Origin of the sequence: Actinomadura opuntiae, assembly GCF_030283205.1 — a bacterium.
GTDB lineage: Bacteria > Actinomycetota > Actinomycetes > Streptosporangiales > Streptosporangiaceae > Spirillospora.
Window position 1 is genome coordinate 19443 of sequence record NZ_JASNWF010000003.1, and the last position, 20913, is coordinate 40355.

Genomic DNA, 20913 nt, shown 5'->3' on the forward strand with positions numbered 1-20913 from the left:
TTAGAAGGTGCCGCCGTCGATGACGATGCGCTGCCCCGTCACGTAGGACGCGCCGTCCGAGACGAGGAACCGGACGACGTCGGCGACCTCCTCAGGCGAGCAGACGTGCCCGTACGGGGACGCGGCGTCCTGCTGCCGGATGTCGTCGACGCCCATTGTGGCGCGCACCAGCCGCCGCCCCATGTCGGTGTCCACCACGCCGGGCGCGACCACGTTGACGTGCATGCCGTTGGCGCGTTCCTCTTTCGCCAGGACCTGCGCCAGCGCCTCCTGGGCGGCCTTGCCCATCGCGTAGGGGCCCGAACTCGGGTGCATCAGGTCGGTGACCACGCTGGACACGAAAACGATGTCGCTGCGGTCCGCGCGCCGCATCAACGGGATCAGCGCCTGGCTGAGGTGGTGGGGGCCGAAGGCGTGCACGCGCAGCACCCGCTCCAGCTCGGCCGGGTCGGTGTCGGCCACGGTGTTGCCGCGGCTGGCGATCCCGGCGCTGTGCACGAGGATGTCCAGGGCCCCGAAGGTCTCCTCGACCTCGGCGGCGAGCGCCCGGCACTCGTCGAGGGAGTCGACGGACGCCCGGACGGCGTGGCCCGCCACCCCGGCGGCCTCGATGTCGGCGACGGTCTTGCGGGCCGCCTCCTCGTCGCGCCGGTAGGCGATCGCGACCCGGGCGCCGTCGGCGGCCAGGGCCAGCGCGATGGCGCGGCCGATTCCCCGGCTGCCCCCGGTGACCAGGGCGGTACGGCCGGCGAGAGAACTCATGGACACTCCTTCGTCAGGGCGCGGAACGCGGAGCACCATCCTGCCCGCCGCCCGTCCGCCGACGTAAGCGGCCCCTGACAAGAGCCGGTCCCCGGTCGCGTCCCGCCGTGACCCCCGCGTCAGCGGGCGAGGGCGCGCAGCCAGGCGGCGCCGCGCTCGAGGTCGTCGTCGGTGAGGCCCACCAGCGGGTCGACGGCGACGAGGAGGTGCTCGGCCACGCCCTCCTCGGCGGCGATGCACTCCGTCGCGTCCGGCTCGTCCTCGAACCAGACGAACGGCCGCCGCTCGACCCACGCGGCGACGTGCCGGGCCTTCCAGGCGCCGAGGGTGCGGCCCTCCTCGACGCCGGGGAACCGCGGGATCGGCACGAACGGCAGCTCGGGCAGCCCGATCCGGGGGGAGATCCACTCGTTGGCGTTGTCGCACCAGTAGCTCGCCCACGCCAGCTCGGCGCCGGTGGACTCGGCCAGTTCCAGCAGGGACGGGCCGTGCTCGGCGTTCAGCCACAGGCGGAACGTGACGCCGTTGGGCGAGCACCGGTGCCGCCGGTAGCCCCGGTGCGGCCTTTCGAACGGATTGAGCACACCGTCAACGTCCAGCAGCACCAGCGGCGACCCCATACCCGAGAACCTACGGCATGGGGACCGGAAGTTACATCAAGGTCATTTTGGGCAGCGTTTTGACAGTTTTGGCTCCATGACCGAAACTGCACCGGGCCCGTCGGGGCGACACCCTGTGGAAAGGCGGTAACGAGGCGTGAGCGAGCAGGATTTGAGGACGGCGCCGGCCGAGACGCCGCACGTCGACGCCGGCGACACCGGCTACCGCAAGTCCCTCAAGACCCGCCACGTCAACATGATCGCGATCGGCGGGGCCATCGGCACCGGGCTGTTCCTCGGCGCCGGCGGGCGGCTGGCCAGCGCGGGCCCATCACTCGCCATCGCCTACGCGGTCTGCGGGTTCTTCTCGTTCATGGTCGTGCGGGCGCTCGGCGAGCTGGTCCTGCACCGCCCCTCGTCGGGGTCGTTCGTCTCCTACTCGCGCGAGTTCATGGGCGAGAAGGGCGCCTTCGTGGCCGGCTGGATGCACTTCCTCAACTGGTCCACGACCGGCATCGTCGACATCACCGCGATCGCGCTCTACATCCACTACTGGAAGATGTTCACGAGCATCCCGCAATGGGTGCTGGCGCTGATCGCGCTCGCGGTGGTCGTCACCATCAACCTGATCTCGGTGCGGATCTTCGGCGAGCTGGAGTTCTGGTTCTCCATCGTCAAGGTGGGCGCCCTCGTGGCGTTCATGTGCGTCGGCCTCGTGCTGGTGGTCACCGGCCACAAGGTCGGCGCGCAGGACGCCGGGCCGATGATGATGTTCGACCACGGCGGGATCTTCCCCAAGGGCGTGCTGCCGATGCTGGTGGTCGTCCAGGGCGTCGTGTTCGCCTACGCCTCGACCGAGCTGGTCGGCGTCGCCGCCGGCGAGACCGAGAACCCCGAGGAGGTCATGCCGAAGGCGATCAACTCGATCGTCTGGCGGATCCTGGTGTTCTACGTGGGGTCGGTGCTGCTGTTGGCGATGCTGCTGCCCTGGAACGCCTACAAGGACGGCGAGAGCCCGTTCGTCACCGTGCTGTCCAAGCTGGGCGTGCCCGCCGCGGGCGACATCATGAACCTGATCGTGCTCACCGCGGCGCTGTCCAGCCTCAACTCCGGGCTGTACTCCACCGGCCGGATCCTGCGCTCGCTCGGCGCAGCCGGCTCGGCGCCCCGGTTCACCACGACGATGAGCAGGTCGCAGGTGCCCTACGGCGGCATCCTGCTGACCACGGCGATCTGCGTGCTCGGCGTCGGGCTGAACGCCTGGGTCCCCAGGGACGCCTTCGAGATCGTGCTGAACTTCGCGGCGATCGGCGTCCTCGGCAGCTGGGCGATGATCATGATCGCGCACCTGCTGTTCGTCCGGCGGGCCCGCGAGGGCGCGCTGCGCCGGCCGTCCTACCGGCTGCCCGGCTCGCCGGTCACCGAGATCGTCACGCTGGCCTTCCTCGCCGCGGTGCTCGTGCTGATGTGGTTCGACGACGACGGCGAGGGCCACCAGACCGTGCTGGCCGTCCCGGTGATCATCGCCGCGCTGGTGGCCGGCTGGTTCTGCGCGCGGGGCCGCATCGCGGCCATCAGGGCGTCCCGCGCGGCCGCCGCGGCGGAAGAATGACCGTTCCCTGACCCGCCGGTGCCGATTCGGCACCGGCGGGGCGGGCATCGTGGGGGCATGTGCCGACTGTTCGGGATGACGACCGGCGGGCCGCGCGTGCACGCCACGTTCTGGCTGCTGGACGCCCCCGACAGCCTGAACTCCCAGAGCCGCCGGATGCCCGACGGCACGGGGCTCGGCTGGTTCTCGCTCGGCGAGGAGCCCGTCCGCGACCGGGCCCCCATCGCGGCGTTCGAGGACGCCGACTTCAACGCCGAGGCCCACGACGTCGTCTCCCACACGTTCATGTCGCACGTCCGGTATGCCTCGACGGGCAAGCCCGACGTGCACAACTCCCACCCGTTCGTCATGGACGACCGGCTGTTCGCGCACAACGGGATGGTCCGCGGCCTCGACGTGATCCGCTCCTGGCTCACCGACGTGGAACGCGCCCCGGTGCAGGGGCAGACCGATTCGGAGCTGGTCTTCGCCTACGTGACGGCGGAGATCCGGCGGCACAGCGACACCGCCGCCGGCCTGATCGCCGCCGTCCGGCGCATCGCCGCCGAGGTGCCGGTCTTCGCGCTCAACGTCCTGCTCGCCGAGTCGCGGCGGCTGTGGGCGCTGCGCTACCCCGACACCCACGAGCTGTGGGTGCTCGAGCAGGAGCTCGGCGAGCAGGAGGCGGCCTGCCGGCTGTCGTCCGACCGCGAGCCCGGCCGCGTGCACCTGTCGGCGCACCGCGACCGGACGCCCGCTCACGTCCTCGCCAGCGAGCGGATGGACGACGACCCGGGCTGGCGGCTGCTGGAGCCCGGCGAGCTGCTGGTCGTGGAGGGCACGTCGGCGACCTCGCTGTTCCCGTTCGACCCGCCGGCCCACCGGGTGTCCCGCGACGATCTCTCGGTGACCGAGGCCACGTCCCAGACGTGATCCGCTTCACCCGCGGGCACGTAGGGTTGACCGGGTCGGACGAGCGCCCTTGAGGAGTCCCGGAGCAATGGAGCACGAACTCACCCTGATGGCGGTCCACGCCCACCCGGACGACGAGGTCCTCAGCACCGGCGGCCTGCTCGCGCGCTGCGCCGCCGAGGGGATCCGGACGGTGCTGGTCACCTGCACCAACGGCGAGCAGGGCGACGACTCGGGCGGCGTGAAGCCGGGCGAGCCGGGCCACGACGCCGAGGAGGTCGCGCAGCGGCGGCTCGCCGAGGTGCGCGAGTCGGCCGGGATCCTGGCGGTGACGCATCTGGAGCTGCTCGGCTACCGCGACTCCGGCATGGAGGGCTGGTCCACCAACGACGACCCGCGCGCGTTCGCGAACGTCCCGCTGGAGGAGTCGGCGGGGCGGCTGGCCGAGCTGATGGAGCGCTACCGCCCGCAGGTCGTCGTCACCTACGACGAGAACGGCGGCTACGGGCACCCCGACCACATCCAGGCGCACCGCATCGCCGTCGCGGCCACCGAGAAGACCGGCATCCCGGACAAGCTGTACTACACCGCGATCCCCCGGTCCGGCGTCGCGCAGATGTTCGAGGTCGCGAAGTCGGCGGGGGTCGACCTGGGCTTCGAGCCGCCGGACGACTTCGGCGTCCCGGACGAGATGATCACCAGCGCGGTGGACGTCTCCCCCTACGCCGCCCGCAAGGTCAAGGCGCTGCAGGCGCACGCGAGCCAGGGCGAGAACATCTTCTTCCTGCGGCTGCCCGAGGAGGTCCAGCACATGGCCTTCTCGACCGAGACGTTCATCCGGCACTTCAACCGCGTCGAGGCCGCCCCCGACACCGAGGACGACCTGTTCGCGGGCCTGCGCTGAGGCGCGGGCGCCCGGCGGCGCCGCACGCTCCGCGTCAGGGGCGGTAGGTGCCGAAGTACCACTCGTTGCCGTCCAGGTCGCGGGCGGCGTAGTCGCGCGAGCCGTAGTCGGTGTCGACGAGCTCGCGGAAGATCTCGGCGTCGGCCGCCTTCGCGCGGTCGTGATGGGCGTCGGGGTCGTCGACCGCGACGTAGACGGCCGCCTTGACCTGCACGCCGGCGCCGAACATGAAGATCCCGGTGTCGTAGCGCATCTCGGCGTGGACGATCCGCCCGTCGTCGTCCTTGTGGACCGCGTGCGGGGTGAAGCCGAACGCCTTCTCCAGCCACTCCATCGACTTCTGCGGGTCGGCGGTCGCGATCAGCGGGTAGAAGGTCCGCCGGATCTCACTGGTCATGTCATCCTCCCTGGTCGTCCGATGCCATGCCCAGTCTCCGGGCCGCCTCCCCGGCGCGTCTTGGACGAATGGGAGCCGCGCTGCCGCAGGGGCGCAGGAATCAGCGGCGGGCGGCGTCGCGCTCGTCGGCGAGGCGGCGCGTCTCCTCGGAGACGGGCGCGCCGAGGATCGCGGCGACGACGTCGATCAGGTAGCTGGTGAACAGCCGGTCGTCGGTGCGCGGGCCGGAGCGGGCGCGGCGGGCCAGCTCGGTCGCGGCGTACAGGATCGCGGTGAACCGGCGGTGCAGCCGCGCCGCGTCCTCCTCCAGGACGGGCTCGACCAGCCTGCGCCACCGGTGCAGGCTGTCGGCCCCGTCGTCGGCCTCCGGGACGACCGGGCGCAGCCGGTTCACCCCGTCCGCCCAGATCTGCAGGAACGCCCGGCCCGACTCGTCGCGCAGGCAGACGGCCAGGGGGCGGACGAGGGCGGCGGCGAGCGCGCGCCCGTCCCGCTCGCCGTCCGCCTCGTAGGCGTCGAGCAGGGCGTGCCGGCGCGCCTCGATCTCCGGGGCGTGCCGGGCGTGGATCGCGCGCACGATCCCCGCCCGGTCGCCGAAGTGGTACTGCACGGCCGTGGCGTTGCGGGCGCCGGCGGCCTGCACGATCTCGCGCAGGCTGACGGCGTCGATCCCCCGCTCGGCGTAGAGCCGCTCGGCCGCGTCCAGCAGCCGCTCCCGCGTCTCGTTCATTCGTTACCTATAGCGTGTTCCAGGGCGTCGGCGAAGCGGGCGCGGGCCGCCTCGCGGCGGGTCGGCAGGTGCCCGGACGGCCACAGGCCCTCGACGGGCTCGACGTCGCGCAGCAGCTGCCGCGCCACGGTGATCTTGTGGACCTCGGTGGGGCCGTCGGCGATGCCCATCGCCTCGGCGCCGAGCATCATGGCGGCGAACGGCATCTCGTTGGAGACGCCGAGCGCGCCGTGCAGGTGCATCGCCCGCTGCACGACGTCGTGGTACACCTTCGGCATCGCGGCCTTGACGGCGGCGATGTCCTTGCGGACCCTCTTGTAGTCCCTGTGCTTGTCGATCAGCCAGGCGGTGCGCAGCACCAGCAGCCGGAACTGCTCGATCTCGATCCAGCTGTCGGCGATCTTCTCCTGGGTCATCTGCATCTTGGCCAGCGGCCCGAACCGGGTCTGCCGGGACACCGCGCGCTCGCACATCATGTCGAACGCCTTGCGGACCTGCGCGATCGTGCGCATGGCGTGGTGGATGCGGCCGCCGCCGAGGCGCGTCTGGGCGATGACGAAGGCGCCGCCCTCGTCGCCGAGCAGGTTCTCGGCCGGGACGCGGACGTTCTCGTAGCGCAGGTAGCCGTGCGAGCCCTCGCGCTCGCCGCCGACGCCGACGTTGCGGACGGTGGTCAGGCCGGGCGTGCCGGCCGGGACGATGAACATCGACATGCCCTCGTAGGCGGACACGTCGGGGTTCGTGACCGCCATGACGATGAGGAACTCGGCGTGCCGGGCGTTGGAGGAGAACCACTTCTCGCCGTTGATGACCCAGCCGTCGCCGTCGCGGACGGCGCGGGTGGTGAACAGGGTCGGGTCGGCTCCGCCGTGCGGCTCGGTCATCGAGTACGAGGAGGAGATCTCGCCGTCCAGCAGCGGGCGCAGGTAGCGCTCCTTCTGCTCGGGCGTGCCGAAGTGGGCGATGATCTCGGCGTTGCCGGAGTCGGGCGCCTGGCAGCCGAACACCGACGGCGCCCAGCGGGACCGGCCGAGGATCTCGTTGAGCAGGGCCAGCTTCACCTGCCCGTACCCTTGGCCGCCGAGGTCGGGGCCGAGGTGGCAGGCCCACAGGCCCTTCTCGCGGACCTGGTCCTGCAGCGGCCGGACGATCGTCTTGTAGCGGGGGTCGGTCTTGTCGTACGGGTCGCCCAGCACGAGGTCGAGGGGTTCGACCTCGTCGCGGACGAACGCGTCCGCCCAGTCGAGAAGTTCCTGGTAGGCGGGGTCGGTCTCGAAGTCCCAGGCCATCGCGAGCCTCCTGCGGTCGGTGCGCTCCGTCCCGTGAATAATCGGGCCGTCTCAATGAATAATGCAAGTGCATGACTGTTACTCTCCGGTAGACCGCCGTACCGGAAAGGGAACCGCCGTGCAGCCTGAGCAGATCGACGCCGCGCTCGTGGACTTCGCCGTCCTGGCCGGGTGGATGGACGGTCAGGGGCTGCCGGGCGGCGCGTTCGAGGACGTCGAGCCGCTCACCGGCGGGACGCAGAACACGCTGGTCCGCTTCCGCCGCGGCGGCCGTGACTACGTGCTGCGGCGCGGCCCCGCGCACTTGCGCGCCCGGACCAACGACGTGCTGCGCCGCGAGGCCCGCGTGCTGACGGCGCTGGACGGCACCGACGTGCCCGCGCCGCGCGTGATCGCGGCCTGCCCGGACGAGTCGGTCATGAACGGCGCGGTGTTCTACCTGATGACGCCGGTCGATGGCTTCAACGCCTCGGTGACGCTGCCGGACCTGCACGCCGGCGACGCGTCCGTCCGGCACGAGATGGGCCTGAACGCGGCGCGGGCATTGTCCGCGCTGGGCGCGGTCGACCACGAGGCGGCGGGCCTGGGCGACTTCGGCAAGCCGGAGGGCTTCCTGGAGCGGCAGGTCAGCCGGTGGCTGTCGGAGCTGGACTCCTACAGCGCGCTGGACGGCTACCCGGGCCCGCAGATCCCGGGCGTGGACGACGTGGCGCGCTGGCTGGAGGAGCGCCGCCCGACGACGTGGCGCCCCGGCATCCTGCACGGCGACTACCACCTGGCCAACCTGATGTACTCGTTCGGCGGGCCGGAGGTCGCGGCCATCGTCGACTGGGAGATGTGCACGATCGGCGACCCGCTGCTCGACCTCGGCTGGCTGCTGGCGACCTGGCCGCGGCACGGCGACGAGAGCGCGCTGCTGGCCGGGCCGCTGGGCGCCGCCGGGGGCCTGCCGGCGACGGACGAGCTGGTCGAGGCCTACGCCGGGCGCGCCGGGGCCGTGGCGGGCCGCGACCTGTCGTCGATCACCTGGTACGCGGTGCTCGCCTGCTTCAAGCTCGGCATCGTGCTGGAGGGGACGCACGCCCGCGCGTACGCGGGCAAGGCGCCGAAGGAGACCGGCGACCTGCTGCACTCGATCACGCTCGGGCTGTTCCGCCGCGCCCAGGCGTTCATCGCCTCCTGAGCGTTCATCGCCTCCTGAGCGTTCCCGCGCCCGCTCGGCCGGCCGCCCCCCGAAGTACTACGACTCGTAGAACTACCCCTTGTAGAACTACGTTGCGTCGTACTACTTTCGGTCGTACAGGTCACCGGCGACCGACCCCCTGGGAGTGGCGCATGTCCATGACCGAACGGCGTGATCACCCGGCCCGGCGAACGCTGGACGCGCTGGACGAGCGGCTCGGCACCACCGGATTCGCCCGCCGCGCCGCCCGCAAGGCGTTCCCCGACCACTGGTCCTTCCTCATCGGCGAGATCGCCCTCTACTCCTTCCTCGTCCTTCTCGCCTCCGGCGTCTTCCTGACCTTCTTCTTCAAGCCGAGCATGGTCGAGGTCGTCTACGACGGCTCCTACATCCCGCTGCGCGGCGTCAAGATGAGCGAGGCGTACGCCTCGACGCTGCACATCAGCATGGACGTGCGCGGCGGCCTGCTGATGCGGCAGGTCCACCACTGGTCCGCGCTGATCTTCATCGCCGCGATCATGGCGCACATGCTCCGGGTCTTCTTCACCGGAGCGTTCCGCAAGCCCCGCGAGCTGAACTGGCTGCTCGGCATCGTGCTGTTCGCGCTGGCGATGGCCAACGGCTTCACCGGCTACTCGCTGCCGGACGACCTGCTGTCGGGAACCGGGCTGCGCCTGGTGCTCGGCGCCGTGCAGTCGATCCCCCTCGTCGGCAGCTACCTGTCGTTCTTCCTGCTCGGCGGCCAGTTCCCCGGCACCGACCTGGTGCCGCGGCTGTACATCGTGCACGTCCTGCTGGTGCCGGGGCTGATGGCCGCGCTGGTACCGCTGCACGCGATCGTGCTGCCGTGGGTGCAGAAGCACACGGACTTCCGGCGCGGCCGCAGCACCGAGCGGACCGTCGGGGGCAAGCCGTTCTACCCGGTCTTCATGGCGAAGACCACCGCCTTCGTGCTGTTCACCGCGGGCGTGACCGTGCTGCTGGCGGCGTTCCTGCAGATCAACCCCGTCTGGCAGTACGGCCCCTACTCCCCCAGCGCGATCAGCGCCGGCTCGCAGCCCGACTGGTACCTGGCGTTCGGGGACGGCGCGCTGCGCCTGATGCCCGGCTGGGACGTCACCGTCGCCGGGCACACGCTCGCCCTGGGCATCCTCGTCCCGCTGCTGGTCATCACCGCCTTCTTCACGCTGCTCGCGCTGTATCCGTTCATCGAGCAGCGCGCGACCGGCGACACCGCGATCCACCATGTGCTCGACCGGCCGCGCAACGCCGCCACCCGCACGGGCCTGGGCGTCGCGGGGATCGTCTTCTACGGCGTGCTGTGGGCGGCGGCCGGCAACGACGTCATCGCCGACCGCTTCGAGGTGTCCCTGTTCGCGACCACCTGGTTCTTCCGCGTGACGCTGGTCGTCGGGCCGGTGGTGGCGTTCGCGGTGACGCGGCGGCTGTGCCTCGGGCTCCAGCGCCGCGACCGGCTGCTCCTGGAGCACGGCATCGAGACCGGGATCATCGTGCGCGACCCGTCCGGCGGGTTCAGCGAGCGGACCCGCCCGCTCCCGGCGGCGACGGCGGAGCGGATCCGGGCGCGGACCGCGGTCCCGAAACCGCCGGCCGGTCCGCTGGCGCGGCTGTTCGGCGGCGGCGAGCTGGAGGGTCCGGAGGAGCGGAAGGAGCGGAAGGAGCGCCGGCCCGTCCCCCGCTGATGCGATGATCACGGGTGGGAGGTGCCGCGATGAGGATCCGCAGGGGCGGCCCGGACGACGTGCCCGTGATCATGGCGATGCTGGACGGCGCCGTCGCGTGGCTGGCGAGCAACGGGCGGACGGGCCAGTGGGGCGCCGAGCCGTGGTCGCGCGACCCGCGCCGGGTCGACCGCATCGCCGGCATCGCCCGCGACGACGAGATCCTGGTGGCGGAGGCGGACGGCCGCCCCGCCGGGGTCATGGCGGTCGCGCCGCGCCCGCCGTCCTACATCGGCGCGGCCGGCGAACCGGAGCTGTACATCACGCTGCTGGTGACCGACCGGGCGTTCGGCGGGCGCGGGGTCGGCGGCTTCCTGATCGACGAGGCGAAGCGGCTGGCGCGGGCGCGGGACGCCGGGCTCCTGCGCGTCGACTGCTACGGCGGCGACGACGGGCGGCTCGTCGCCTACTACCGGAGCCAGGGGTTCGAGCCCGTCGCCGAGTTCACGGTGGGCGACTGGCCCGGGCAGCTGCTGTCCCAGCGCGTCGACGAGTGAGACCCCGCCCCGCCCGCCTTGCGGATCGCGGCGGGCGGAGCGCAGTCTGGAGAGACCGGTGGGAACGGGGCAGTCGGTGACGCCCTTACGCCGCACGGACGGCGACCGAGCCGCTCGCCCCGTTCCACCGGTCCACGCCCGTCACGGGCCTTCGGTGCTCCTCACGCCGACTGGCCGGTCAGCTCGCCCGCCGGGTCCTCCGGCGTCGCAAGCCGGTCGCCCGCGTCGGCGGTGTAGTCGTCGGCGCTCGTCTCGTCCTTGCCGGCCGGCACCTTCAGCGCCCGCACGACGGCCGTGACCACGACGGCGACGATCATGTTGAGCACGAACGCGGTCAGCGCGATGTAGCCGGTGTGGCCGATGAACGGGATGTCGGCGAGCGGCGAGCCGAAGTGGCTCTGCGTCGCCGACGACTGGTCGTAGGCGGTGTACGTGCCGTACACCATGCCCGCGGCCCAGCCGGCCAGCAGGCCCCACCGGTCCAGCCACCGCGTGTACAGCCCGATGCCGATGGCGGGGAACGTCTGCACGACCCAGATGCCGCCGAGCAGCTGCAGGTTGATCGCCAGCGACTTGTCGAAGCCGAGCACGAACACCAGCGCGCCCAGCTTCACCAGCAGCGACACCAGCTGCGACACCCGCGTCTCCTCCTCGGGGGTCGCGTCCGGCCGGATGAAGGAGGTGTAGACGTTGCGGGTGAACAGGTTGGACGCGGCGATCGACATGATCGCGGCGGGCACCAGCGCGCCGACCCCGATCGCGGCGAACGCGACGCCGGCGAACCAGTCCGGGAACACCTGGTCGAACAGCTCCGGCACCGCCAGCTGCGGGTTGCCGGCCTTCTTGACGGCGGCGACGACGCCGGGGTGGGCGAGCGCCATGTAGCCGAGCAGCGCGAGCAGGCCGAGCAGCAGCGAGTACGCCGGCAGCAGCGCCGCGTTGCGCCGAATCACGTCGCGGCGCCCGGCGGCGAGCGCGCCGGTCACGCTGTGCGGGTAGATGAACAGCGCGAGCGACGAGCCGAGCGCCAGCGTCCCGTACGCCCAGTGCGTCATGTCGTTGGTGAACAGCGACCCGGCGGGCTTGCCGGTCGCCTGGCTCGGCTTGGCGAGGGCGGCGGCCGACTTGTCGAAGATGCCGTCCCAGCCGCCGAGCTTGGTCGGGATGTAGACGATCGCGACGATGATGACGAGGTAGATCAGCGCGTCCTTGACGAACGAGATCAGCGCGGGCGCCCGCAGCCCCGAGGTGTAGGTGTAGGCGGCCAGCAGCGCGAACGCGATGAACAGCGGCAGGTCCTTGGCCCAGCCGGAGCCGGACACGCCCATCACCGTCAGGACGGCCTGGATGCCGACGAGCTGCAGCGCGATGTACGGCATCATCGCCAGGATCCCGGTGAAGGCGATGGCGAGCCCCAGCGACCGCGACCCGTACCGGCCGCGGACGAAGTCGGCGGCGGTCACGTAGCCGTGCCGCTGCGCGACCGACCACAGCCGCGGGCCGATCAGGAACACGATCGGGTAGGCGATCGCCCCGTACGGCACCGCCCAGAAGCCCATCGCCCCGCCCGCGAACACCGCCGAGGGCACGGCGACGAAGGTGTAGGCGCTGTAGAGGTCGCCGCCGAGCAGGAACCAGGTGATGAACGTGCCGAAGCTGCGCCCGCCGAGGCCCCACTCGTCCAGGTGCATGATCGTCTGACCGCGGCGCCAGCGCGCGGCCGCGAAGCCGACCACGGTGACCACCGCGAAGAAGACGATGAAGATGGTCAGCTCGACGCCGTTGACGTCCTTCACTTCGCCGCACCCCGCTTCCGGGTCAGCAGGTGGGCGCTGCCGATGCACACGGCCGTGAGCACCACCCACAGCAGCTGCCACCAGTAGAAGAACGGGAAGCCGGCCACGCGCGGACCGTCCTTGGCGTAGGTCGGCACGGACAGGTAGACGACGAAGGGCGCCACCAGCAGGATGCCCGCGGCCACCCTGCGCGCCAGGGACGTGCGGGGCGGGGGTGCGGGTGCGGGGGACGTATCACTCACGGACTGACCTCCAGGGCCGGGGGAACGAGCGGCCAGGGCGAATCCCGCCCCCGGCAATATTGCGATCTTCGAACCGCGGACACCAGCCCCCGGGGCGATTTGTTGACCAAGTCCGAGCCCGATGCCGTTTTCCTGCCAGCGGAACGGTCCACGCGCACGGCATGCTCGGGCCATGGACCAAGCCCGCAACGATCAGGCCTCGACCGGCCGGACCGGCACCGGCCGGGCCCGCCGCCCGTTCCGCTTCGGCGTGGTCGGGGAGTCGATCCGCTCCGGGGCGGAGCTGACGGCGACGGCGCGGCGTGCGGAGGACCTCGGATACTCGACGCTGACCCTGCGCGATCATTTCGTGGCCGAGCCGTTCGGCGACCAGCTCGCCCCCATGGTCGCGCTGGCGTCGGCCGCCGCCGCGACGAGCACGCTGCGAATCGGCACGATGGTGCTCTGCAACGACTACCGCCACCCGGTGATGCTGGCGAAGGAGGCGGCCACGCTCGACCACCTGTCGGGCGGCCGTTTCGAGCTGGGCGTCGGCGCCGGGTGGCTCCGCGAGGAGTACGACGCCGCCGGGATGCCCTTCGACGCCGCGAGCGTGCGGGTCGGCCGCCTGGAGGAGTCGCTGCGGATCCTGCGGAGCCTGCTGTCGGGCGACACGACGACCTTCGCCGGAGAGCACTACCGGGTCGACGGCCTGACGGTCTTCCCGCGTCCGGAGCGCCGCCCGCCCCTCGTGGTCGGCGCGGGCAGCCGCCGCATGCTCGGCATCGCGGGCCGGCTCGCCGACACCGTCGGGATCCTGCCGCGCGCCCTGCCGGACGGCACGATCTCCGACGAGATCACCGAACGGCTCCCGGAGACCATCGAACGCAAGGTCGGCTGGGTGCGGGAGGCCGCCGCCGGGCGCGACGTCGAGCTGAGCATGGTGGTGACGCCCACGTTCGGTCCCGACCCGCTCCGCGCCGCCGCAAAGGTCGCGGTCATGCGCGGCTGGGGCACCGCGTCCACCGACCTGGTGCTGGACATGCCGTCGCAGTTCGTCGGGCCGCCCGAGCACATCGCCGAGCAGATGCTCGCCCGCCGCGACCGCTACGGCTTCACCTACTACCTGGTGCCCGACGCGGCCATGGACGCCTTCGCACCCGTCATCGCGCACCTGGCGTGACGTGCGTCAGCGCGCGGAGCCGGCGAACCCCGCGTTCATGGCCAGGCTCAGCTCCGGTTCGGTGAGCCGGCCACCGCTCAGCGACCCGACGACGCGGCCGTGCTGGAACACCACGACGCGATGGCAGAGCTCGACCAGCTCGGCGAGGTCCGACGAGGCGATCAGCACCACCTTCCCCTCCGCGGCGAGACCCCGCACGATGGCGTGCAGTTCGGTGCGGGCGCCGACGTCGACGCCGCGCGTCGGGTCGTCCAGCGCCAGGACGGACGGGTCGGCGTCCAGCCATTTGGCGAGGACGACCTTCTGCTGGTTGCCGCCCGACAGGTCGCTCGCGCGGGCGCGCACGTCGCCGCGGATACGCAGCCGTTCCAGATGGCCGCGCGACCGGTCGACGAGGCGGGAGCGGCGGGGCAGGAACCCGCCGCGTCCCTGCCCGAGCCAGCTCACCGTCGTGATGTTCTCCCACAGCGGCTTGTCGAGCATCAGCCCGCGGCCTTTGCGGTCGCCGGAGATGTAGGCGACGCCCGCCGTGACGGCGTGCCGGGCCGAGCGGGGCGATCGTCCGTCCGGCAGCCGCACGGACCCCGGCGACGGCCGGGCGCGCCCGCACACGGCGTCCAGGACGGCGAGATGGCCCGCGCCCTGCAGCCCGGCGAGCCCGACGATCTCGCCTTCCGCCGCCGTGAGCGACACGTCGCGCAGCCGGCCGGGGACCGTGACGCCGGTGAGGGAGACCGCCGCCCCGCCGGGGCGGCGCGGGGCGGCGGCGGGCACGGCGGCCGGTGCGGCCGGGCCACCCGCGGGCTGGCCCAGCATCGCGGTGACCAGGGCGTCCAGGTCGACGTCCGCGGCGTCGGCGCCCGGCAGCACGACCCGTCCGTCGCGCAGTACGGTCACCCGCGTCGCGATCCGCATGACCTCTTCCAGGAAGTGCGAGATGTAGAGGACGGCCAGGCCGCGTTCGGCGAGGCGCCAGGTGACGTCGGCGAGCCGGTCGGCGGCGGCGCGGGGCAGCGCGGAGGTCGGCTCGTCCAGGATCAGCACGCGGGGCTCCTGCAGCAGCGCGCGGCAGATCTCCAGCAGCTGCCGGTCGGCGAGCGGCAGGTCCCCGGCTCTGATGTGCGGCGGCGGGTCGATGCCCAGCTCGTCCAGGACGGGTTCGGCGAGACGCCGCATCTCGCGGGTGCTGACCAGGCCGCGGCGGCGGGGCGCACCGTAGGGGAAGAGGTTCTCCAGCACGGTCAGGTCGTCGTAGGTCATGAGCTCCTGCGAGACGATCGCGACGCCCTGCGCGGCGGCCTGCCGGGCGTCGGCGAACCGGACCGCCGCGCCGTCCAGGTCGATGGTGCCGCCCTCGGGCCGCACCACCCCGGAGATGATCTTCACGAGGGTGGACTTGCCCGCCCCGTTCTCGCCGACGAGCGCGTGCACCTCCCCCGCGTCCAGGGTGATCCCGACGCCGTCCAGCGCGGTGACGCCGCCGTAGTGCTTGACCAGGCCGGAGGCGACCAGCATGTCAGCGGGCCTCCTTGAGCGGCCGGATGCTCGCGTTCGGGTCCGCCAGCAGCTTGTCCAGCTGCGGCTTGTACCAGGCGTAGGCGTTCCGCACCGACTGCTGCCGCTTGAGGATCTCGTCGATGTTGCCGGAGTCCATCACCAGGCCGGGCGTCTTGAACCAGCCGCTCGGCGGCTTGCCCTTGCCGTCGCGGACCGCCTTGATGAGCAGCGCCGTCGCGACGTAGCCCTTGAGGTAGTGCTCGGGGTCGATGCCGGCGAAGTTGGTGCCGCGCTTGATGGCGTCCAGCGTCTTCGGGTCGACGTCGAACCCGGCGGTCAGGTACCTGCCGTGCCGCTGCTCCTTGAGCCGGGCGAGGTTGTAGCTGTCGGCGTCGCCGACGCCGAGGAACGCCAGCGCGTCCGGATGGGCGTTCACCTGCGCCTGCCAGGCGCCGTAGCTCTGCGCCGGGTCGCTGTAGGTCTGGAACGGGCCGAGGACGCGGATGCCCGGGGCCTGCTGCGCGAGCGTGTCCTTGATGCCCTTCGCGCGGCTGTCGAGCACGGGCGTGCCCGGGTTCGGCACGCCGACGACGATCGTCCCCTTGGCGTCCTTGCCGAGCTTCTTCACCGCGGCCTGCGCGAGCATCGCGCCGAGTTCGTAGTTGTCGTTGCCGACGTAGAAGCCGACCTTGCTGCCGTCGGTGGGCGCGGTGTCCAGCGCGACGACCGGGATGCCCTTCTCGACGGCCTGCGCCGCAGGGCGGGTGAAGATCGGCGGGTCGAGGTTCTCCAGCACGATCCCATCCGGGTGGGTGACGGTGAGGTTCTGGAACAGCTGCTGCTCGGCGGGCCCGTCGGTGTTGGGCGGGCCGACGACCTTGAAGTCGATGTTCCCGGCCTGCTTGGACGCCTCGGTGGCGCCCTCGTACATCTCGCGGGCGAAGTTGAGGCTGTAGTTGGCGACGGCGATGCCCATCTTCAGCCGACCGCCCTTGCCGCCCGACCCGCCGCCGCAGGACGCGGTGGTCAGGACGGCGCCGAGCAGCACCGCGGCGGCCGCGGCGAGGGGCCCGCGAGGACGAAGGATCATGGGTTCCTCCCAGGTGGGCGCGGGTCGGGGACCGGCCCCGGCGGGCGGACCGGACGCAGGTCGCGGACGCGGCGCAGCAGCGGCGCGGCGCCGACGGCGACGAGGATGACGCCGCCGGTCGCGAAGGTCGTCCAGTTGATGGGGACCTCGAAGAACACCAGCGCCGCCGTGACGGCGCCGAGGATGAGGGTGCCCGCCGCGGCGCCGAGGACGGAGCCGCTGCCGCCCTTCAGCGGGGTGCCGCCGATGATGGCCGCGGCGATGGCGGTCAGCTCGTAGCCCTGCCCGATCGTGGGGTCGCCCGCGATGAAGAACGCCAGCGCGAGCACCGCCGCCACGCCCGCCATCAGCCCGGACAGCGCCAGTGCGGCGATCCGGGTGCTGGTCACGGGCAGCCCGCCGAACTCGGCGGCCTCCGGATTGGAGCCGATCGCCCGCACCCGCGCGCCGAACCTCGTCCGGGTGAACAGCACGCTGAGCACCGCGACGGCGAGGACGAACACCCACACCGCGTTCGGCACGCCGAGCAGGTCGCCGCCGCCGAGGACGCGGAACAGCGCGTCGCCCTGCGGCAGGTCGGTGATCTGCTTTCCCTCGGCGAGCGCGAGCCCGACGCCGCGCAGCAGCATCGCGGTGGCGAGCGTGACGATGAACGACGGCAGCCGCAGGTACGTCGTCACCGCGCCGTTGAGCGCCCCGACCAGCGCCGACAGCGCCAGCACGGCCAGCGCCGCCAGCCAGGTGTTCCAGCCGTCGCGGATCAGCAGCGCGCCGACGACCACGCCCATCGCGTACATCCCGCCGACCGACAGGTCGACCTCCCGCATCGCCAGCGCGAACACCATGCCGAGCGCCATCAGCCCGACGTAGACCGAGTTGTGCGCGGTGGTGAGCAGGTTGCCGGTGCGCAGGAAGTCCGGCTGGAACAGCCCGACGCCGAGCACCAGCAGGACCAGCACGCCGACGACGCCCGCCTCGTCGGGGACCGGGCGGCGCGTCCGGCGCCGGACGCCGGCCTCGCCGTCTTCGTTCGCCGCCCGCGCGGCGGCCGGGGGCCGTGGAACTGACATGCGGCGAGCATGGGACCGGCCGCCTTCCGCGACAAGGACGCCGTTTCAGTGAGTGAAAACGGCGCCTTGTCGGCGCCGCCGCGGCGGGCGCACGCTGCCGTCCATGACCGAGACGCCGTCCTTGAACGGAACGCAGCGGGTCGCGCTCGTCACCGGCGCCGCGGGCGGGCTGGGCCGGGAGTTCGCGATCGCGCTCGCCGGGCGCGGGCTCCGGGTCGCGGGCCTGGACCTGGCCGACATGTCGGGCATCGCGGACCGCATCCCCGGCGACCGCTTCCTTCCGGTCCGCGCGGATGTGACCGACCCGGACGAGGTGAAGGCGGCGGTGGAGGAGACCGTCGCCCGGTTCGGGGGCCTGCACATCGTGGTCAACAACGCCGGGATCTATCCGCCGATCCCGTTCGAGAAGACGACGCTGGAGGACTGGCGCCGGATCATGCGGGTGAACCTGGACGGGCCGTTCCTGGTGTCGCACGCCGCGCTCCCCCACCTGCGCGCGGCGGGCTGGGGCCGGATCGTCAACATCGTCTCGGCCGTGGTGTTCCTCGGCCCGCCCGACCTGGTCGCCTACACCACGTCCAAGGCGGGGCTGGTCGGCTTCACCCGGGCGCTGGCGAGCGCGGTCGGGGCCGACGGGATCACCGTGAACGCGATCGCGCCCGGCCTCACCCGGACCGCGACCGCCGCCCGCACGACCGGCGCGGACGGCGGCTTCGAGCGGGTGCGGGGCCTTCAGGCGGTCCCGGCGGTCGAGGAGCCGCGCGACCTGGTCTCCACGCTGCTGTACGTGGTGGACGAGGGCAGCGGCTTCCTCACCGGGCAGACCATAAACGTCGACGGCGGCTCCGCCAAGCACTGACATCCGGGAAGGCAGGACATGAGGCCGATCGAGGCGCTGCTGGAGATCGCGCGGGACGAGGGCGTCACGCGGATCTTCGGAAATCCCGGCACCACCGAGCTGCCGCTGATGGACGCGCTGGTCGAGGCGCCCGACCTGCACTATGTGCTGGGGTTGCAGGAGGCGTCGGTGGTCGCGATGGCGGACGGGTACGCCCGCGCCACGCGCCGCACGTCGATGGTCAGCCTGCACGTCGCGGCGGGCGTCGCGAACGGGCTGATCGGGATGCTGAACGCGCTGCGATCGCGGACGCCGATGGTGATCGTCGCGGGCCAGCAGGACCGGCGGCACCTCCTCCAAGACCCGATGCTGTCGGGCGACCTGGTGGGGCTGGCGTCGGCGGCGACGAAGTGGGCGGTCGAGGTTCAACACGCCCGTGACCTGCCGATCGTGCTGCGGCGCGCGTTCGCGCTGGCGGCGCGTCCGCCGGCGGGTCCGGTGCTGGTGTCAGTGCCGATGGACTTGCTGGAGGAGGACTGCGACGTCGCCGTGCCCGCCCGCTCCCCCGTGACGGGCCCGGGACCGGCGGACGTCGCGGACGCGGCGGCACTGCTCGCGGCGGCCGAGCGTCCGGTCGTGGTCGCCGGCGACGGGGTGGGGCGGGCGGGCGCCGTCGCCGAACTGGTCGCGGTCGCCGAACGGCTCGGCGCGGCCGTCCACCACCAGCCGATGAACGACGGAATCGACTTCCCCACCGGGCATCCGCTGTACGCCGGGATGCTGCCGCCGCGCAACGCGGTCATCCGGGAGACGCTCGCCGCGCACGACGCCGCGTTGATCGCCGGATGCCACGCGTTCATGCCGCACCACTACACGCCCGGCCCGGCGGTCCCGGACGGCCTCACGATCGTGCAGATCGACGAGGACCCGGCGGAGATCGGCCGCAACTTCGCCGTCCGGCACGGCCTGACCGGCGACCTCGCCGGGACGCTGCTCGCGCTCGCCACCGCGCTGGATGGCCGGGTGCCGTCCGCGCGCGAGCGGATCGAGCGGCTCGGCGCCGCGCACGCCCGTGCCCGCGCGGAGACGGAGCAGCGGGCGGCCGCCGCCTACGGGCCCGCCCCGATGGACCCGGCCGCCGCCGCGCACGCGGTCGCCGCAGGACTGCCCGGCGACGCGGTCGTGGTGGAGGAGGCGATCACGACCGGGTTGAGGCTGCGCGCCGTGCTGCGCCAGGACCGGCCCGGCTCTTACGTGCACACGGTGGGCGGCGGGCTCGGTTGGGGCATCGGCGCGGCGGTCGGCACCCGGATGGGCTGCGGCGACCGCCCGGTGGTCGCGGTGCTCGGGGACGGCTGCGCGATGTTCGGCGTGCAGGGCCTGTGGAGCGCCGCCCGCCACCGGGTGCCGGTCGCGTTCGTCGTGATGAACAACGGCGAGTACCGCACCCTCAAGGAGACCCTCGACGAGGGCGGCGGCGCGTCCGCCGAGCACGGCCGCTACGTCGGTATGGACCTCGCGCCGCCGGCGCTGGACTGGCAGGCGGCGGCGCGGCTGTTCGGTATCGCCTCGGTGCGCGCGGGATCGGCGGCGGAGCTGGCGGAGGCGGTCGCGGCGGCGAAGGACCTGGAGGCGCCGCTGCTGATCGAGGCTCCGGTCGCCGGGCACGCCCCCTCGTCCGGCGGCCGGCCTCCGGGCTCGCGGTGAGCGGCGGGCCGCCGCCCCTTGCCGGGACGCCCGATCGCGGTGACGATCGGGACATGGACACGCGCGCCCGCGGAGCGGAGCCGGAGCCAGAACCGCCGCGATCGGTGCTGGCGCGCGGGCTCAGCCTGCTGGACGCCTTCGGCTCCGCCGACACCGAGCTGACGTTGACCGAGCTGGCCGCGCGCACCGGGCTGCCCAAGCCGACCGCGCACCGGCTGCTGGGGGAGCTGGTGCGGTGGGGCGGCGTCGAGCGGACCGCGGCCGGCTACCGGCTGAGCATGCGGCTGTTCGTGCTGGGCCAGCGGGCGCCCCGGCCGCGCGGGTTCCGCGAGGCCGCGCTGCCCCACCTGGAGGATCTGTACGAGGCGACGCACGAGAACATCCACCTGGCGGTGCTGGACGGCGTCGACACGCTGTTCCTGGAGAAGGTCAGCGGGCACCGGTCCATGCCGATCATCTCCCGCGTCGGCGGCCGGCTCCCCGCGTACTGCACCGCGACCGGCAAGCTGTTCCTCGCGCTCGGGCCGCGGGAGCGGCTGGACCGGGTGCTGGCGGCCGGGCTCGCCCGCCACACCCCGCACACCATCGTCATGCCGGGGCTGCTGCGGCGGGAGCTGGCCCGCACCGCCGACCGCGGCTACGCGGTGAACCGGGAGGAGTCGGAGGCGGGGGTGTCCGCCGTCGCCGCGCCCGTCTTCGACCACCGCCGCCGGGTGATCGCCGCGATCTCCATCACCGGCAACGTGTGCCGGCTGGACCTGGACCGGCTCGCCCCGGCCGTCCGGACCGCGGCGCTGTCGCTGTCGCGCGAGCTGGCCCGCGACGGCGCGCCCCTGCCGCCACCGCGGTTAAGAACCTCCTGAGCGGCGTCTAAGACTCCTCTCACCCTCCGCTCAGAATCGGTG

The 20913-nt window shown here is 72.7% G+C and carries 20 protein-coding genes; 10 read left to right on the plus strand and 10 right to left on the minus strand.

The features are described from left to right. Together QP089_RS06375 and QP089_RS06380 are read right to left on the minus strand one after the other, a co-directional pair. Positions 1-762: an SDR family NAD(P)-dependent oxidoreductase gene (locus QP089_RS06375; RefSeq protein ID WP_285910385.1), complete on the minus strand. Its 762-nt coding sequence runs from the start codon at positions 760-762 to the stop codon at positions 1-3. Positions 763-881: 119 nt separating this feature from the next. Further along, on the minus strand, positions 882-1382 hold the full coding sequence (locus tag QP089_RS06380) for an HAD domain-containing protein (RefSeq protein WP_285910386.1): 501 nt from the start codon (positions 1380-1382) through the stop codon (positions 882-884). Positions 1383-1518: 136 nt separating this feature from the next. Between QP089_RS06380 and QP089_RS06385 the strand changes: the two genes are divergently transcribed. The 3 genes from QP089_RS06385 (at position 1519) to QP089_RS06395 (ending at position 4768) form a co-directional block, all read left to right on the plus strand. Further along, the gene (locus tag QP089_RS06385; RefSeq protein ID WP_285910387.1) at positions 1519-2973 is read left to right on the plus strand and encodes an amino acid permease; all 1455 of its coding nucleotides are present in this window, start codon (positions 1519-1521) and stop codon (positions 2971-2973) included. A gap of 57 nt (positions 2974-3030) precedes the next feature. Beyond that, a complete protein-coding gene (locus QP089_RS06390; RefSeq protein WP_285910388.1) occupies positions 3031-3885 on the plus strand; it encodes a class II glutamine amidotransferase in 855 nt (284 codons plus the stop codon). Positions 3886-3952: 67 nt separating this feature from the next. Continuing rightward, a complete protein-coding gene (locus QP089_RS06395) occupies positions 3953-4768 on the plus strand; it encodes a PIG-L family deacetylase (RefSeq protein WP_285910389.1) in 816 nt (271 codons plus the stop codon). Between the two features lie 34 nt (positions 4769-4802). Here the strand turns inward: QP089_RS06395 and QP089_RS06400 are convergent, their stop codons facing one another. From QP089_RS06400 to QP089_RS06410, 3 genes are all read right to left on the minus strand, one after another. Continuing rightward, the gene (locus QP089_RS06400) at positions 4803-5165 is read right to left on the minus strand and encodes a VOC family protein (protein WP_285910390.1); all 363 of its coding nucleotides are present in this window, start codon (positions 5163-5165) and stop codon (positions 4803-4805) included. A 100-nt stretch (positions 5166-5265) separates the two neighbouring features. Continuing rightward, entirely contained in the window at positions 5266-5895 is a 630-nt protein-coding gene (locus QP089_RS06405) for a TetR/AcrR family transcriptional regulator (protein WP_285910391.1), read from the minus strand. Then, entirely contained in the window at positions 5892-7184 is a 1293-nt protein-coding gene (locus QP089_RS06410; protein WP_285910392.1) for an acyl-CoA dehydrogenase family protein, read from the minus strand. Before QP089_RS06410 ends, QP089_RS06405 begins: the two co-directional genes overlap by 4 nt. A gap of 118 nt (positions 7185-7302) precedes the next feature. On the opposite strand from QP089_RS06410, the gene QP089_RS06415 reads away from it, so the two are divergent. The 3 genes from QP089_RS06415 (at position 7303) to QP089_RS06425 (ending at position 10606) form a co-directional block, all read left to right on the plus strand. After that, complete coding sequence (locus tag QP089_RS06415; RefSeq protein WP_353070554.1) at positions 7303-8367, plus strand: phosphotransferase family protein; 1065 nt, start codon at positions 7303-7305, stop codon at positions 8365-8367. 152 nt (positions 8368-8519) lie between these two features. Continuing rightward, positions 8520-10070, plus strand: coding sequence for a cytochrome bc1 complex cytochrome b subunit (qcrB, locus tag QP089_RS06420; RefSeq protein ID WP_285910393.1), 1551 nt, complete (start codon positions 8520-8522; stop codon positions 10068-10070). A 29-nt stretch (positions 10071-10099) separates the two neighbouring features. Next, positions 10100-10606: a GNAT family N-acetyltransferase gene (locus QP089_RS06425; RefSeq protein ID WP_285910394.1), complete on the plus strand. Its 507-nt coding sequence runs from the start codon at positions 10100-10102 to the stop codon at positions 10604-10606. Between the two features lie 161 nt (positions 10607-10767). Here the strand turns inward: QP089_RS06425 and mctP are convergent, their stop codons facing one another. Both mctP and QP089_RS06435 read right to left on the minus strand, forming a co-directional pair. Then, positions 10768-12402 carry a monocarboxylate uptake permease MctP gene (gene mctP / locus QP089_RS06430; protein ID WP_285910395.1) on the minus strand — a complete coding sequence of 545 codons (1635 nt, stop codon included), beginning with the start codon at positions 12400-12402 and terminating at the stop codon, positions 10768-10770. After that, positions 12399-12644: a DUF3311 domain-containing protein gene (locus QP089_RS06435; RefSeq protein ID WP_285910396.1), complete on the minus strand. Its 246-nt coding sequence runs from the start codon at positions 12642-12644 to the stop codon at positions 12399-12401. Before QP089_RS06435 ends, mctP begins: the two co-directional genes overlap by 4 nt. Before the next feature lie 172 nt (positions 12645-12816). Between QP089_RS06435 and QP089_RS06440 the strand changes: the two genes are divergently transcribed. After that, positions 12817-13806: a TIGR03621 family F420-dependent LLM class oxidoreductase gene (locus tag QP089_RS06440; protein ID WP_285910397.1), complete on the plus strand. Its 990-nt coding sequence runs from the start codon at positions 12817-12819 to the stop codon at positions 13804-13806. A gap of 6 nt (positions 13807-13812) precedes the next feature. Here QP089_RS06440 and QP089_RS06445 read toward each other — a convergent pair whose 3' ends face one another. Genes QP089_RS06445 through QP089_RS06455 form a run of 3 tightly spaced genes read right to left on the minus strand, consistent with a single transcriptional unit; the run spans position 13813 to position 17463 of the window. Further along, positions 13813-15321 (minus strand): sugar ABC transporter ATP-binding protein, encoded by a 1509-nt coding sequence (locus tag QP089_RS06445; protein ID WP_285910398.1) that lies wholly within the window; start codon positions 15319-15321, stop codon positions 13813-13815. Between the two features lies 1 nt (position 15322). Then, positions 15323-16393, minus strand: coding sequence for a sugar ABC transporter substrate-binding protein (locus QP089_RS06450; RefSeq protein WP_285910399.1), 1071 nt, complete (start codon positions 16391-16393; stop codon positions 15323-15325). After that, a complete protein-coding gene (locus QP089_RS06455) occupies positions 16390-17463 on the minus strand; it encodes an ABC transporter permease (protein WP_285910400.1) in 1074 nt (357 codons plus the stop codon). Before QP089_RS06455 ends, QP089_RS06450 begins: the two co-directional genes overlap by 4 nt. A 103-nt stretch (positions 17464-17566) precedes the next feature. Here QP089_RS06455 and QP089_RS06460 point away from each other — a divergent pair, with 103 nt between their 5' ends. From QP089_RS06460 to QP089_RS06470, 3 genes are read left to right on the plus strand one after another with little or no spacing between them, the layout of a single operon-like run. Next, positions 17567-18322: an SDR family NAD(P)-dependent oxidoreductase gene (locus tag QP089_RS06460; protein WP_285910401.1), complete on the plus strand. Its 756-nt coding sequence runs from the start codon at positions 17567-17569 to the stop codon at positions 18320-18322. Between the two features lie 18 nt (positions 18323-18340). Further along, positions 18341-20008, plus strand: coding sequence for a thiamine pyrophosphate-binding protein (locus QP089_RS06465; protein ID WP_285910402.1), 1668 nt, complete (start codon positions 18341-18343; stop codon positions 20006-20008). Between the two features lie 53 nt (positions 20009-20061). Further along, on the plus strand, positions 20062-20871 hold the full coding sequence (locus QP089_RS06470) for an IclR family transcriptional regulator (protein ID WP_285910403.1): 810 nt from the start codon (positions 20062-20064) through the stop codon (positions 20869-20871). Positions 20872-20913 lie beyond the last annotated feature (42 nt).

What these genes read in the sequence shown, in the direction of transcription:
- qcrB (WP_285910393.1), top strand. Translation starts at nt 8,520, where the DNA reads ATGTCCATGACCGAACGGCGTGATCACCCGGCCCGGCGAACGCTGGAC.
- QP089_RS06405 (WP_285910391.1), bottom strand. Translation starts at nt 5,895, where the DNA reads ATGAACGAGACGCGGGAGCGGCTGCTGGACGCGGCCGAGCGGCTCTAC.
- QP089_RS06440 (WP_285910397.1), top strand. Translation starts at nt 12,817, where the DNA reads ATGGACCAAGCCCGCAACGATCAGGCCTCGACCGGCCGGACCGGCACC.
- QP089_RS06400 (WP_285910390.1), bottom strand. Translation starts at nt 5,165, where the DNA reads ATGACCAGTGAGATCCGGCGGACCTTCTACCCGCTGATCGCGACCGCC.
- QP089_RS06460 (WP_285910401.1), top strand. Translation starts at nt 17,567, where the DNA reads ATGACCGAGACGCCGTCCTTGAACGGAACGCAGCGGGTCGCGCTCGTC.
- QP089_RS06380 (WP_285910386.1), bottom strand. Translation starts at nt 1,382, where the DNA reads ATGGGGTCGCCGCTGGTGCTGCTGGACGTTGACGGTGTGCTCAATCCG.
- QP089_RS06450 (WP_285910399.1), bottom strand. Translation starts at nt 16,393, where the DNA reads ATGATCCTTCGTCCTCGCGGGCCCCTCGCCGCGGCCGCCGCGGTGCTG.
- QP089_RS06375 (WP_285910385.1), bottom strand. Translation starts at nt 762, where the DNA reads ATGAGTTCTCTCGCCGGCCGTACCGCCCTGGTCACCGGGGGCAGCCGG.
- QP089_RS06390 (WP_285910388.1), top strand. Translation starts at nt 3,031, where the DNA reads ATGTGCCGACTGTTCGGGATGACGACCGGCGGGCCGCGCGTGCACGCC.
- QP089_RS06470 (WP_285910403.1), top strand. Translation starts at nt 20,062, where the DNA reads ATGGACACGCGCGCCCGCGGAGCGGAGCCGGAGCCAGAACCGCCGCGA.
- QP089_RS06395 (WP_285910389.1), top strand. Translation starts at nt 3,953, where the DNA reads ATGGAGCACGAACTCACCCTGATGGCGGTCCACGCCCACCCGGACGAC.
- QP089_RS06455 (WP_285910400.1), bottom strand. Translation starts at nt 17,463, where the DNA reads ATGTCAGTTCCACGGCCCCCGGCCGCCGCGCGGGCGGCGAACGAAGAC.
- QP089_RS06410 (WP_285910392.1), bottom strand. Translation starts at nt 7,184, where the DNA reads ATGGCCTGGGACTTCGAGACCGACCCCGCCTACCAGGAACTTCTCGAC.
- QP089_RS06425 (WP_285910394.1), top strand. Translation starts at nt 10,100, where the DNA reads ATGAGGATCCGCAGGGGCGGCCCGGACGACGTGCCCGTGATCATGGCG.
- QP089_RS06465 (WP_285910402.1), top strand. Translation starts at nt 18,341, where the DNA reads ATGAGGCCGATCGAGGCGCTGCTGGAGATCGCGCGGGACGAGGGCGTC.
- QP089_RS06445 (WP_285910398.1), bottom strand. Translation starts at nt 15,321, where the DNA reads ATGCTGGTCGCCTCCGGCCTGGTCAAGCACTACGGCGGCGTCACCGCG.